Source organism: Pseudomonas sp. BW16M2, assembly GCF_014268865.1.
GTDB classification, from domain to species: Bacteria; Pseudomonadota; Gammaproteobacteria; order Pseudomonadales; family Pseudomonadaceae; genus Aquipseudomonas; species Aquipseudomonas peradeniyensis.
Window position 1 is genome coordinate 39,821 of the sequence record NZ_JABWRI010000038.1, and the last position, 13,230, is coordinate 53,050.

The 13,230-nt window shown below is 65.1% G+C and carries 10 protein-coding genes and 1 tRNA gene; 10 read left to right on the forward strand and 1 reads right to left on the reverse strand.

From position 1 onward, the window contains the following. Positions 1–12 precede the first annotated feature (12 nt). Together HU735_RS24300 and HU735_RS24305 are read left to right on the forward strand one after the other, a co-directional pair. Entirely contained in the window at positions 13–1,407 is a 1,395-nt protein-coding gene (locus HU735_RS24300; RefSeq protein WP_186715881.1) for an MFS transporter, read from the forward strand. Positions 1,408–1,416: 9 nt separating this feature from the next. Next, positions 1,417–1,962, forward strand: a complete 546-nt coding sequence (locus tag HU735_RS24305) for a single-stranded DNA-binding protein (protein WP_028690243.1) — start codon at positions 1,417–1,419, stop codon at positions 1,960–1,962. Positions 1,963–2,085: 123 nt separating this feature from the next. Here the strand turns inward: HU735_RS24305 and HU735_RS24310 are convergent, their stop codons facing one another. Beyond that, positions 2,086–2,583, reverse strand: coding sequence for a heme-binding protein (locus HU735_RS24310; RefSeq protein ID WP_186715882.1), 498 nt, complete (start codon positions 2,581–2,583; stop codon positions 2,086–2,088). Positions 2,584–2,776: 193 nt separating this feature from the next. Here HU735_RS24310 and HU735_RS24315 point away from each other — a divergent pair, with 193 nt between their 5' ends. The 8 genes from HU735_RS24315 to HU735_RS24350 all read left to right on the forward strand — a co-directional run bounded on the left by HU735_RS24315 (position 2,777) and on the right by HU735_RS24350 (position 12,980). Further along, positions 2,777–3,646: a DMT family transporter gene (locus tag HU735_RS24315; protein WP_186715883.1), complete on the forward strand. Its 870-nt coding sequence runs from the start codon at positions 2,777–2,779 to the stop codon at positions 3,644–3,646. A gap of 153 nt (positions 3,647–3,799) precedes the next feature. Next, the gene (fdnG, locus tag HU735_RS24320; RefSeq protein ID WP_186715891.1) at positions 3,800–6,868 is read left to right on the forward strand and encodes a formate dehydrogenase-N subunit alpha; all 3,069 of its coding nucleotides are present in this window, start codon (positions 3,800–3,802) and stop codon (positions 6,866–6,868) included. Next, positions 6,868–7,818, forward strand: a complete 951-nt coding sequence (gene fdxH, locus HU735_RS24325) for a formate dehydrogenase subunit beta (protein WP_186715892.1) — start codon at positions 6,868–6,870, stop codon at positions 7,816–7,818. The genes fdnG and fdxH overlap by 1 nt, the downstream gene beginning before the upstream one ends. Then, positions 7,815–8,471: a formate dehydrogenase subunit gamma gene (locus HU735_RS24330; protein WP_050703565.1), complete on the forward strand. Its 657-nt coding sequence runs from the start codon at positions 7,815–7,817 to the stop codon at positions 8,469–8,471. Before fdxH ends, HU735_RS24330 begins: the two co-directional genes overlap by 4 nt. Positions 8,472–8,475: 4 nt before the next feature. Next, on the forward strand, positions 8,476–9,396 hold the full coding sequence (fdhE, locus tag HU735_RS24335) for a formate dehydrogenase accessory protein FdhE (RefSeq protein WP_186715895.1): 921 nt from the start codon (positions 8,476–8,478) through the stop codon (positions 9,394–9,396). Between the two features lie 135 nt (positions 9,397–9,531). Next, positions 9,532–10,959: an L-seryl-tRNA(Sec) selenium transferase gene (gene selA / locus HU735_RS24340; RefSeq protein ID WP_186715896.1), complete on the forward strand. Its 1,428-nt coding sequence runs from the start codon at positions 9,532–9,534 to the stop codon at positions 10,957–10,959. Further along, on the forward strand, positions 10,956–12,878 hold the full coding sequence (gene selB, locus HU735_RS24345) for a selenocysteine-specific translation elongation factor (protein WP_186715897.1): 1,923 nt from the start codon (positions 10,956–10,958) through the stop codon (positions 12,876–12,878). Before selA ends, selB begins: the two co-directional genes overlap by 4 nt. Before the next feature lie 6 nt (positions 12,879–12,884). Next, a tRNA-Sec gene (locus tag HU735_RS24350) sits at positions 12,885–12,980 on the forward strand. Positions 12,981–13,230 lie beyond the last annotated feature (250 nt).

Here is a 13,230-nt window from a genome sequence, read left to right on the forward strand (position 1 = left end):
CGAGGTTAATCCATGCACGACACCCACAACGAGCGCATGAGTGGCAGCGAAACCCGCGCCGCCAGCGGCCTGGCCCTGGTCTTCGCCTTTCGTATGCTGGGCATGTTCATGGTACTGCCGGTGCTGGCCACCTACGGCATGGACCTGGCCGGTGCCACGCCTGCACTGATTGGCCTGGCCATCGGTGCCTACGGCCTGACCCAGGCCGTGCTGCAGATTCCGTTCGGGGTGATTTCCGACCGCATCGGCCGCCGTCCGGTGATCTACGTGGGGTTGATCATCTTCGCCCTGGGCAGCGTGCTGGCGGCCCAGGCCGACTCTATCTGGGGCGTGATCGCCGGGCGCATCCTGCAGGGCGCGGGGGCGATTTCCGCGGCGGTGATGGCGTTGTTGTCCGACCTGACCCGTGAGCAGCACCGGACCAAGGCCATGGCCATGATCGGCATGAGCATCGGCCTGTCGTTCGCCGTGGCGATGGTGGTCGGCCCACTGTTGACCCGCGCCTTTGGCTTGTCAGGATTGTTCCTCGCCACCGCAGGACTTGCCCTGGTCGGCATCGGCCTGATCGCCTTCGTGGTGCCCAGCTCGCACAACGTGTTGACCCATCGCGAATCCGGTGTCGCCCGTCAGGCCCTCGGTCCGACCCTGCGCAATCCGGACCTTCTGCGCCTGGATATCAGCATCTTCGTGCTGCACGCGATCCTGATGGCCAGCTTCGTGGCGCTGCCCCTGGCCTTCGTCGAGCGCGGCGGGCTGCCCAAGGAACAGCACTGGTGGGTGTACCTGACCGCGTTGCTGGTTTCATTTTTTGCAATGATCCCCTTCATCATCTACGGGGAAAAGAAGCGCAAGATGAAACGCGTGTTGCTCGGCGCGGTCAGTGTCCTGCTGCTGGTGGAGGTGTTCTTCTGGCAGTGGGCTGACAACTTGCGCGGACTGGTGATCGGCACCGTGGTATTCTTTACTGCATTCAACCTGCTGGAGGCATCCTTGCCTTCGCTGGTCAGCAAGGTGTCGCCTGCCGGTGGCAAAGGGACGGCGATGGGGGTGTACTCCACCAGCCAGTTCCTCGGCGCCGCACTGGGAGGCATCCTCGGTGGCTGGTTGTTCCAGCACGGTGGCTTGAGCATGGTGTTCCTCGGATGTGCCGTGTTGTGCGTCCTGTGGTTGCTCACTGCGTTGCGCATGAACGAGCCGCCGTACGTGACCAGCCTGCGCATGCCGCTGACGCCGGAAGCGGTCCGGGAAGCCGGGCTGACCGAGCGCCTGCTGGCCGTGCCGGGTGTGACCGACGCCGTGGTGGTGGCAGAAGAAGCCGCCATCTATATCAAACTGGATACGAAAATTTTGGACCGTGCGACCCTCGAGCGTCTGGTGAACCCAGCCTCTGCGGCGTGCGAAGCCTAGGAGAACGTTATGGCCCGTGGGGTTAACAAAGTCATTCTGGTCGGTACCTGCGGTCAGGATCCCGAAGTCCGCTACCTGCCCAACGGTAACGCCGTGACCAACCTGAGCCTGGCCACCAGCGAGCAGTGGACCGACAAGCAGTCGGGCCAGAAGGTCGAGCGTACCGAGTGGCACCGTGTGTCGCTGTTCGGCAAGGTCGCCGAGATTGCCGGCGAGTACCTGCGCAAGGGTTCGCAGTGCTACATCGAAGGCAAGCTGCAGACCCGCGAGTGGGAAAAGGACGGTATCAAGCGCTACACCACCGAGATCATCGTCGACATCAACGGCACCATGCAGTTGCTCGGTGGTCGTCCGCAGGGTCAGCAGGGTGGTGGCGACCAATACAACCAGGGTGGTGGTAACAACTACAACCAGGGTGGCCAGCAGCAGTACAACCAGGCTCCGCGCCAGCAGGCTCCGCGTCCGCAGCAGGCGCCACAGCGCCCAGCGCCGCAACAGCCGGCTCCGCAGCCAGCCGCTGACTTCGACAGCTTCGACGACGATATTCCGTTCTGATACTTCCTGGGGGCGCCAACGGTGCCCCAGCGAAACAGAGCTGAAACAAGAAACCCGCTTCATGCATGAAGCGGGTTTCTTTTTGTCTGGACAACCGGCATGTCGATAAGGTGCCAGCCAGGATCAGCCTGCTTCGAGTGCCGCCCTGGCAAACTGGGCGTCCAGTTCCGGTGTCGCTCCGCTGATGCCGATGCCGCCGATGTGTTTGCCGTTCACATCCATGATCGGCAAGCCGCCCTCCAGCAAGGTGAAGCCGGGCAGCGAGGCATAGGGATTGGCGGGTAACGCGGCGCTGCGCTCACCGAGCGAGCGGGACGACAGAGGGAAACGGGCGGATGTCTCGGCCTTGAGCTGCGCGACCTGGATGCTGCCGCTGCTGGTGCCATCCATGCGCTGGAAGTACTTCAGGTTGCCGTGGTTGTCGACGATGCTGATGACGATGGCAAAGCCTTGGGCACGGGCGGCACGTTCTGCGGCATCGGCCATGCTCCGCGCGCGCTCGGTTGTGATCTGCTGGGTGGTGGGAGGCGTGTGAACATTGTCTGCCGTCGCCGCTACGGTGGGTTGAAGGAACACCGAAGTGCCAATCAAGAGGGTGGTCAAAAGGTACTTGATGTTCATGCCCGTGAGCCTCGTCCATGTGTGGCCCGTTAACCTAACAGGCACAGGATATTTCGGGACGTAGTACGTTTCCGATAGCGACGTAGGAGCGCGCAATTGCCGACGTAGTGCTGTTCTTGAATGCCGTCATCTGGCTTGAACTTTGGAGGTGACGATGGCTATCGTCACGCTCCTCCCATTCAGGAACCGAGACATGGATGTGCTCATGGGACTGCTGGCGGCTGTACTCTGGGGAGCCACCGACTTTCTGGTCGGCATGAATGCCCGGGCGGTCGGCGTAAGGCGGGCGGTATTCTTCGGACAGTTGTTGGGCCTGTTGTTGATGGGGCTCATCATTGCCGTATCTTCCCAGCAACTCATCAAGATGGTCGCGGCCCCGGCGAGCGTGCTGCTGCTCGCCTGCCTGGCGGCGCTGTGCACCCTGAGCGGCGCATTGGCACTGTCGAAGGCATTCGCGATCGGCAAGACCTCGGTGGTGGCGCCGCTGGTGACTTCCTATGGCGTGTTCACCACGCTGCTGGCCTGGCTGGGTGGCGAGACGCTGGGCACCTGGCAGATCTTCGGGTTGCTGACCTGCTTCCTGGGTGTGGTCCTGGCCAGCCGTGAGGCAAAGGGCGGCAGTGGACAAGCGCGTGCGGGCGGTCGTCTGTCGGTCGGCTTCGCCCTGCTGGCGGCGTTGCTGTATGGCGTCAGCTTCTGGGTCCAGGGCAAGTACGCACTGCCAGTGCTGGGGCCGGTGAACATGCTGGCGCTGGGCTACGGAGTAGGGGGTCTGTTCCTGCTGCCTGAAGCGCTGCGAATGCTTCGAGACCAGGTTACGGTCAGGCTCAAGACCTGGGGCACCTTGTGTGGTGCCAGCCTTTTCAACCTGGGAGGTTTCTCGGCGTTTTCCTGGGGCGCGTTGCATGGCTCGATCGCGGTCGTCACGGTGATCAGCACCTTGTCCGGAGGCATTGCCGCCATTCTCGGCTTCCTGTTCTACCGTGAGCGCCTGTCCCTGCTGCAGGTCGTCGGGGTGATCCTGGTGCTGGCGGGCGCGGTCCTGTTGCATCTGTATGGATAAGGCGGCGATTTGCCTTGCGCCTGATCCAGATCATCGCGCTTTGCGGATTCTTGACTAGGCTTAACAGTTGGCGGTGTCTGTCCACCGCTACCGTGAAGTCCCTGAGGCGCCGGCCAAGTCCCGCGCGCCCAAGAATCTGATCAGGAGTGCACGATGGATCTCAACCGTCGGCAATTCTTCAAGGTCGCCGCCGTCGGCCTTGGAGGCTCGAGCCTTGCGGCGTTGGGCATGGCCCCGACACCCGCGTTCGCCGAGCAGGTGCGCCACTTCAAGCTGGCGCATACCAAAGAAACCCGTAACACCTGCCCTTATTGCTCGGTCGGTTGCGGCCTGATCATGTACAGCCAGGGTGACGCGGGCAAGAACGTCAAACAGAATATCATCCACATCGAGGGCGACGCGGACCATCCGGTCAACCGCGGCACCCTGTGCCCGAAAGGCGCCGGCCTGCTGGACTTTATCCACAGCCCCAGCCGCCTCAAGTACCCCGAGGTGCGCAAGCCGGGCAGCAGCGAGTGGACCCGCATCGAATGGGACGAGGCCCTCGACCGCGTCGCCGACCTGATGAAACAGGACCGCGACGCCAATTTCATCGAGAAGAACGCCCAGGGCCAGACGGTCAACCGCTGGCTCACCACGGGCTTTCTCGCCGCGTCCGCCGCTTCCAGCGAAGCGGGCTACATGACGCACAAGGTGATCCGTTCGCTGGGCATGCTGGGGTTCGATAACCAGGCGCGTGTCTGACACGGCCCGACGGTGGCAAGTCTTGCCCCGACGTATGGCCGTGGCGCGATGACCAATCACTGGTCTGACATCGCCAACGCAAACCTGGTCCTGGTGATGGGCGGCAACGCCGCTGAAGCGCACCCGTGCGGCTTCAAGTGGGTGACCGAAGCCAAGGCGCACAACAAGGCGCGGCTGATCGTGGTCGACCCGCGGTTTACCCGTACCGCCTCGGTGGCCGATTACTACGCGCCAATCCGCACCGGCAGCGACATCGCCTTCATGGGCGGGCTGATCAACTACCTGCTGAGCAACGACAAGATCCAGCACGAGTACGTGCGCAATTACACCGACGTGTCGTTCATCGTCAAAGAGAACTATGGCTTCGAGGACGGACTGTTCAGCGGCTATGACGCGGCCAAGCGCGTGTACGCCGACAAGTCCGGCTGGGGCTACGAACTGGGCGAGGACGGTTTCGCCAAGGTCGATCCGACCCTGCAGCACCCGCGTTGCGTCTACCAGCTGATGAAGCAGCACTACAGCCGCTACACGCCGGAACTGGCGAGCATGACCTGCGGCATGCCCCAGGACCAGATGATGAAGATCTGGGAAGAGATCGCCACCTGCTCGGTACCGGGCAAGACCATGACGATCCTCTATGCCTTGGGCTGGACCCAGCACTCCATCGGTGCGCAGATCATCCGCAGCGCGGCCATGGTGCAGCTGCTGCTGGGCAACGTCGGCATGCCGGGCGGCGGGGTCAACGCCCTGCGCGGTCACTCCAACATCCAGGGCCTGACCGACCTGGGGCTGCTGTCGAACTCGCTGCCGGGTTACCTGACCCTGGCCGGTGATGCCGAGCAGGACTACGCCGCCTACATCGACAAGCGCGCCTCCAAGCCGCTGCGACCGGGGCAGCTGTCGTACTGGCAGAACTACGGCAAGTTCCACGTCAGCCTGATGAAGGCCTGGTACGGCGCCAACGCCACCGCCGCCAACAACTGGGGCTACGACTGGCTGCCCAAGCTCGACGTGCCGGCCTACGACGTGCTGCGCATGTTCGAGATGATGGGCCAGGGCAAGGTCAACGGCTACATGTGCCAGGGCTTCAACCCGATCGCCGCGCTGCCGGACAAGAACCGCGTCACCGCGGCCCTGGCCAAGCTCAAATGGCTGGTGATCATGGACCCGCTGGCCACCGAGACTTCCGAGTTCTGGCGCAACGCCGGCGCGTTCAACGACGTCGACACCGCCAACATCCAGACCGAGGTGATCCGCCTGCCCACCACTTGCTTCGCCGAGGAAGACGGCTCGCTGGTCAACAGCAGCCGCTGGCTGCAGTGGCACTGGAAGGGAGCCGACGGTCCGGGCGAGACCCGTACCGACGTGCACATCATGAGTGAGCTGTTCCTGCGCCTGCGCAAGCGTTATCAGGCCGAAGGCGGCGCCTACCCCGACCCGCTGCTCAACCTCAGCTGGCCGTACAAGGTCCCGGAAGAGCCTTCGCCCGAAGAGCTGGCCAAGGAGATGAACGGCTGGGCGGTCAGCGACCTCACCGACGCCACCGGCGCCACGCTCAAGGCCGGTCAGCAACTGGCCGGCTTCGCCCAGATGAAGGACGACGGCAGCACCGCGTCGGGCTGCTGGATCTTCGCCGGCTGCTGGACCGAGCAGGGCAACCAGATGGCCCGGCGCGACAACAGCGACCCGTACGGCATGCACCAGGTGCAGAACTGGGCCTGGGCCTGGCCGGCCAACCGGCGGATCCTCTACAACCGTGCCTCCAGTGACCCGCAAGGCAAGCCGTGGGACCCGGAGAAGAAACGCCTGGTGTGGTGGAACGGCAAGGCCTGGGCCGGCACCGATGTGCCGGACTTCAAGGTCGATTCGCCACCGGAAGCGGGGATGAACCCGTTCATCATGAACCCCGAGGGTGTGGCGCGGTTCTTCGCCATCGACAAGATGGCCGAGGGGCCGTTCCCCGAGCACTACGAGCCGTTCGAGACGCCGATCGGTATCAACCCGCTGCATCCGCAGAACAAGAAGGCCACCAGCAACCCGGCCGGGCGGATCTTCGATTCGGTGTGGGACACCCTCGGCACGCATGACGAGTTCCCCCATGCGGCGACCACCTACCGGCTGACCGAGCACTTCCACTTCTGGAGCAAGCATTGCCGGCTCAACGCCATTGCCCAGCCCGAGCAGTTCGTCGAGATCGGCGAGGTGCTGGCGAACGAGAAGGGCATCAAGGCCGGCGACCGGGTGCGGGTGTCGAGCAAGCGCGGCTATATCGACGCGGTGGCGGTGGTGACCAAGCGGATCCGTCCGCTGCAGGTCAACAACCAGACCGTGCACCAGATCGGCATCCCGTTGCACTGGGGCTTCACTGGCAGCACGCGGCACGGCTTCCTGACCAACACCCTGGTGCCGTTCCTCGGTGATGGCAACACGCAGACGCCGGAGTCCAAGTCGTTCCTCGTCAAAGTGGAGAAACTCTGATGGCCAGCCAAGACATCATCGCCCGCTCGGCCACCACCACCGTACCGCCCTCGGTACGCCAGCAGCAGGAAGTCGCCAAGCTGATCGACACCACCAAGTGCATCGGCTGCAAGGCCTGCCAGGTGGCGTGCTCGGAGTGGAACGAACTGCGTGACGAGGTCGGCCACAACCACGGCACCTACGACAACCCCCAGGACCTCAGCGCCGAGACCTGGACCCTGATGCGCTTCACCGAGCACGAGCGCGACGACGGCAACCTGGAGTGGCTGATCCGCAAGGACGGCTGCATGCACTGTGCCGAGCCAGGTTGCCTGAAGGCTTGCCCGAGCCCGGGGGCGATCATCAAGCACGCCAACGGTATCGTCGACTTCAACCAGGACCACTGCATCGGTTGCGGCTACTGCATCACCGGCTGCCCGTTCAACATCCCGCGTATCTCGCAGAAGGACCACAAGGCGTACAAGTGCACCCTGTGTTCCGACCGCGTGACCGTGGGCCTGGAGCCGGCCTGCGTGAAGACCTGCCCGACCGGGGCGATCGTCTTCGGCAGCAAGGAGGAGATGAAGGTGCATGCCGACGAGCGCATCGTCGACCTGAAGTCGCGGGGATACGAGAACGCCGGGCTGTACGATCCGGATGGCGTCGGCGGCACCCACGTGATGTACGTGCTGCACCACGCCGACACGCCTCGGATCTACGCCGGCCTGCCGGACCAACCGGTGATCAGCCCGCTGGTGGGGCTGTGGAAGGGCTTCAGCAAGCCGCTGGCGCTGCTGGCCATGGGTGCGGCGGTGCTGGCCGGGTTCTTCCACTATGTGCGCGTGGGCCCGCAGCGGGTCGAGGAGGACGAACACCCGGCGCCTGCGGATAACACGGTCCACCCGGTGGACCCGGCGGTGCATGTCTATGATCCGAACCGCCCGGGCGGGCAGGGGGAGCAGCGGCCATGAACGACAACAAGCCTATCCTGCGCTACAACGCCAACGAGCGGAGCAACCACTGGGTCGTGGCGATCCTGTTCGTGCTCGCCGGTCTCTCGGGGCTGGCGCTGTTCCACCCGGCGCTGTTCTGGCTCAGCCACCTGTTCGGCGGCGGGCCGTGGACGCGGATCCTCCACCCGTTCATCGGCGTGGGCATGTTCGTATTCTTCCTCGGGCTGGTGCTGCGCTTCTGGCGCGCCAACTTCATCACCGCCAACGATCGCCTGTGGCTGCGCCGCATCGACCGGGTGATGCTCAACAAGGAAGAGGGCGTGCCGCCGATCGGCAAGTACAACGCCGGGCAGAAGCTGCTGTTCTGGACCTTGCTGGCCTGCATGCTGGTGCTGCTGGTCAGCGGCGTGGTGATCTGGCGCGCGTACTTCAGCCATTGGTTCGGCATCGACGTCATTCGCCTGTCCGCGCTGCTGCATGCCCTGGCGGCGTTCGTGCTGATCCTCAGCATCATCGTGCACATCTATGCCGGGATCTGGATCAAGGGCTCGATCGGCGCCATGCTGCATGGCTGGGTCAGCCGCGCCTGGGCGCGCAAGCACCATGAACTGTGGTACCGGGAAGTGACCGGCGACAAGACGCCGAACAACCACGGTGGAAAAGAAGGATGACCGTTTGAGCACGATTCTCGAACCTGGGCAGATCGAAGCGTCGGCAGTGATGCCGCCGTTTCTGCACCTGCCCGCCGCCCACCTCTTCGAGGTGCGCGCCGCTCGGCTTGAGCAGTTGGCCGAGGGCAATGCCCTGGGTGATTACCTGCGGTTGATGGCCCGGCTGTGCCGGATTCAGCAGCAGCTTGTGGATAACCCACCGGCCGGCCTGCCAGTCGCCGAAGAGCGACAGCGCCTGTGTATAAGTCATGGCCTGCCGCCGCTGGCGGCCGACAGCCTGGTGCGGGAAGGGCCATGGCTGGTCTGGCTGCAGGCGTTGCTCGATCATTTTTCGGCGGAACCTGATGGGCCGTTGGCGGACGCGCTGGCGACATTGCACGGTAGCGATGAGGCTCAGCGCAAAGGCTGGGGCATTGCCCTGCTCGGCGGCCAGTACGACGCGGTGCCGGCGGCGCTGGTGCCCTTTATCGGCGCCGCGTTGCAGGCGGCGTGGTCCAGCTGGCTGCTGGCCTTGCCTGCGCCTGAGCTCAAGCCCGCCGGCAGCCTGGCCCAGTGCCCGGCCTGCGGCTCGCCGGCCATGGCCGGGGTGGTGCGCAATCGTGGCAAGCACAATGGCCTGCGCTACCTGGCCTGCTCGCTGTGTGCCTGCGAATGGCATGTGGTGCGGGTCAAGTGCGTGTACTGCGAGTCGAGCAAGGACCTGCGCTATAGCAACCTCGAGGATGACCGCCACGCGCCGGGCAAGGCGCCGCTGCGCGCCGAGTGCTGCCCGGGGTGCCAGAGCTACCTCAAGCAGTGCTACCTGGAGAACGACGCCGCGGCCGAGCCGTTGGCCGATGACCTGGCGAGCCTGGCGCTGGACATGCGCCTGGATGAAGAGGGTATCCATCGGCTGGCGCCGAACCTGCTGTTGGCGCCGGGGTAGTGTCTACACTGCAATCGAGTTGAACCGGATCGCGGGGCAAGCCCGCTCCCACGCAATGGATGCGATCGGCGTGGGAGCGGGCTTGCCCCGCGATCGCACCCGACCAGACAACGGATCAGTCATAGGTAGTACCGCATGTCTTCTAGCCTCGCCAACGACACCCCACGCTTGCCCTCCATCGATACCCTGCTGCGCCACTTGGTCTGCGCGCCCCTGATCGATCGCCATGGCCGCGATGCGGTGTTGGCCACTTTGCGTCAGTTGCTCGACGACCTGCGCGAGCCAGCTCGCCTCGGCCAACTGAGTGCCACCGAACTGACCGCCGAAGTCCTCCTGGGCCGAGCCGGCGAACGCCTGGCCATCCAGCAGCGCAGCCAGGTGCGCCGGGTGTTCAACCTCACCGGCACGGTACTGCACACCAACCTCGGCCGGGCCTTGCTTCCCGAAGAGGCGGTCGACGCCATGCAGACCGCCGCCCGCTACCCGCTGAACCTGGAGTTCGACCTCGACACCGGCAAGCGCGGCGACCGCGACGACCTGATCGAAGGCCTGATCCGCGAACTGACCGGCGCCGAGGCTGTCACCGTGGTCAACAACAACGCCGCCGCCGTGCTGCTGGCGCTCAACAGCCTGGGCGCGCGCAAGGAAGGGATCATCTCCCGGGGCGAGCTGATCGAGATCGGCGGCGCCTTCCGCATCCCCGACATCATGGCCCGCGCCGGGGTGAAGCTGCACGAGATCGGCACCACCAACCGCACCCACGCCCGCGACTATGAAGGCGCGATCAACCCGCGCACGGGCCTGCTGATGCGTGTGCACTGCAGCAACTACAGCATCCAGGGTTTCACTACCCAGGTGCCCACCGCGGAACTGGCGCGCATCGCCCATGCACATGCGTTGCCGCTGCTTGAAGACCTGGGCAGCGGCAGCCTGCTCGACCTGACCCGCTGGGGTCTGCCGGCCGAGCCGACCGTGCGCCAGGCCCTGGCCGATGGCGCCGACATCGTCACCTTCAGTGGCGACAAACTGCTCGGCGGGCCGCAGGCGGGGATCATCGTCGGGCGCAAGGAGCTGATCGCGAAGATCAAGAAGAACCCGCTCAAGCGTGCCCTGCGGGTGGACAAGATTACCCTTGCGGCACTCGAAGCCGTGTTGGCGCTGTACCGTAATCCGGACCGTCTGGCCGAACGCCTGCCGAGCCTGCGCCTGCTCACCCGGCCCCAGCCCGAGATCGCCGCCCAGGCCGAGCGCCTGGCGCCTGAACTGGCCGCAAGGCTGGGTCCGCAATGGACGGTCAGCGTCGAACCGGCCCTGGGCATGATCGGTAGCGGCAGCCAGCCCGTGGCGCGCCTGCCCAGCGCGGCCTTGTGCATGCGTCCGCAGGTGTCGAAGAAACTGCGTGGGCGCAGCCTGCATGTACTGGAGCGGGCGCTGCGCGACCTACCGGTGCCGGTACTGGGCCGCATCGACGACGATGCCCTGTGGCTCGACCTGCGCCAGCTGGACGACGAGGCCCAGTGGCTGGCGCAACTGCCGGCGTTGCAGTTGGGGCCGGTGCAGTGATCGTCGGTACCGCCGGCCACATCGACCATGGCAAGACCGCGCTGCTCCAGGCCCTGACCGGCCAGGCCGGCGACACGCGCCAGGAGGAGCGTGCCCGGGGCATGACCATCGACCTCGGCTACCGCTATGCGGCACTGGCCGAAGGTGCTCCGCTGACCGGTTTCATCGATGTGCCCGGCCATGAGCGTTTTATCCACAACATGCTCGCCGGCGCCCATGGCATCGATCTGGTGCTGCTGGTGGTCGCCGCCGACGACGGGGTGATGCCACAGACCCGCGAGCATCTGTCGATCATCGAGTTGCTGGGCATTCCCCAGGCGCTGGTGGTCATCAGCAAGTGCGACCGGGTCGAGCCGCAGCGGCTGGCCGAAGTCCAGGCGCAGGTCACGGCGTTGCTGGCGCCCGGGGCATATGCCGGGGTAGCGCAGTTCCCGGTGTCGAGCCTGAGTGGCGAGGGGATCGACGCTTTGCGCGAAGCGTTGCTGGCCGCCGAGGCCCAGGTGTGTCGACGCAGTGTGCGGGGCGGATTCCGCCTGGCCGTGGACCGCGCCTTCGCGGTGTCCGGGGCGGGCGTGGTGGTCACCGGGACGGCCCTGGCCGGGCAGGTCAGCGCCGGCGACACGCTGTTGCTGGGCAAGGCCGGCAAGCCGGTGCGGGTGCGTGGCCTGCATGCGCAGAACCAGGCGGCGCTGGTGGCCGAGGCCGGGCAGCGGGTCGCGTTGAACATCAGCGCTGAACGGCTGGCGGCAGAGCAGGTGCACCGGGGCGACTGGCTGGTGCCGCAGTGGCTGCATGCACCGAGCGTGCGGGTCGATATCGATTTCACCTTGCTGCCGGGCGAGACCCGGACGTTCGAACATTTCAGCGCGGTGCATGTGCACCTGGGGACCCAGGATGTCACGGCCCGTGTTGCGTTGTTGGAGGGTGAACGGCTCGGCGCCGGCCAGCGCATGTTCGCCCAGTTGCTGCTCAACGCGCCGTTGCAGGCGGTGCATGGCGATCGCCTGGTACTGCGCGACCAGCGCGCCCAGCGCACACTCGGCGGTGGCCGCGTGCTCGATCCCTTTGCGCCGAGCCGACAGCGTCGCAGCGAGGCGCGCCTGCGCCAGCTGCAGGTACTGCGTGATGCCACTGAGCTGGAGCAGGCCCTGCCGGCGTTGCTCGAGACTGCACCGGGCGGGCTCGATCCGCAGCGGCTCGAGCGTCAGTTCAACCGTCTGCGCGAGACCTGGCAGCTGCCGGAGGATGTACAGGTAATCGCCACCCGGCAGGGCCAGTTGCTGTTCTCACGCCAGCAGTGGTATTCACTCAAGCAGCAGGTGCTGGCGAGGCTGGCGCAGTTCCACGAGCAGGAGCCCGACCAGCTCGGTCCGGACCGCGACCGCCTGCGCCGTTTTACCGCGATGCCGCTGGAGCGTCCGGCGTTTGTTAGCCTGCTGGATGAGTTGTTGGGTGAAGGGGGGATCAGCAGCAGTGGTCCGTGGCTGCATCTGCCTGGGCACAAGGTTCAGTTGAGCGAAGCCGATACCGCGCTGTGGGAGCGCTTGCTGCCGCGATTGCTGGCGGGTGAGTTCGATCCGCCCTGGGTGCGTACGCTGGCTGCCGAGGAGCGCTGCGAGGAGGCCGAGGTGCGCCTGCTGCTGCGCAAGCTCGCCCGCCTGGGCCTGTTGCACCAGGTGGTGCGTGACCTGTTCTACCCGGAGGTGGCGCTAAGGCGCATGGCAGAGCTGTTGTTGCAGCAGGCCGAGGCATCGCAGATAGTGCAGGTTGCGGCGTTTCGCGATATGTTGGGCATCGGTCGCAAGCGCAGTGTGCAGATACTCGAGTACTTCGACCGCGTTGGCCTGACCCGGCGGGTTGGTGACCAACGGCATATTCGCGTCGACAGCGCCCTGGCCCAGTCGCAACACGGGCCCTGATTTCAAGGAAGGCAATCGCGCCCGGTGGCGCGGCCGGGCTTCAAACCCGGTTGGGGACGGCAGCCGTTCCCGGGCAGGTTCGACTCCCGCTGCCTTCCGCCAATTTCTTCGTTTAAATCTTGTGGGTTACGATAACTTGCATGTAGTGGGATATCTTTCTTGTCCCATTTGAAGCACTTAGTATATCTGTCGATCTTCGAATCTATTCGTATCTCTTGATCTTGATCTTGATCTTGATCTTGATCTTGCTTCTAAGTGCGCGGTAGTTCAGGCAACGCCAATTGCGACTTCAGGAGGCCGAGCGGAGTTCTTGCGGAGGGAGGTGACGGGCATGGATGCCCGTCAAGCGCTG

Bases quoted from the DNA above. Each gene is read 5' to 3' on its own strand.
- HU735_RS24300 (WP_186715881.1), top strand. From the start codon at position 13: ATGCACGACACCCACAACGAGCGCATGAGTGGCAGCGAAACCCGCGCC.
- HU735_RS24305 (WP_028690243.1), top strand. From the start codon at position 1,417: ATGGCCCGTGGGGTTAACAAAGTCATTCTGGTCGGTACCTGCGGTCAG.
- HU735_RS24310 (WP_186715882.1), bottom strand. From the start codon at position 2,583: ATGAACATCAAGTACCTTTTGACCACCCTCTTGATTGGCACTTCGGTG.
- HU735_RS24315 (WP_186715883.1), top strand. From the start codon at position 2,777: ATGGATGTGCTCATGGGACTGCTGGCGGCTGTACTCTGGGGAGCCACC.
- fdxH (WP_186715892.1), top strand. From the start codon at position 6,868: ATGGCCAGCCAAGACATCATCGCCCGCTCGGCCACCACCACCGTACCG.
- HU735_RS24330 (WP_050703565.1), top strand. From the start codon at position 7,815: ATGAACGACAACAAGCCTATCCTGCGCTACAACGCCAACGAGCGGAGC.
- selA (WP_186715896.1), top strand. From the start codon at position 9,532: ATGTCTTCTAGCCTCGCCAACGACACCCCACGCTTGCCCTCCATCGAT.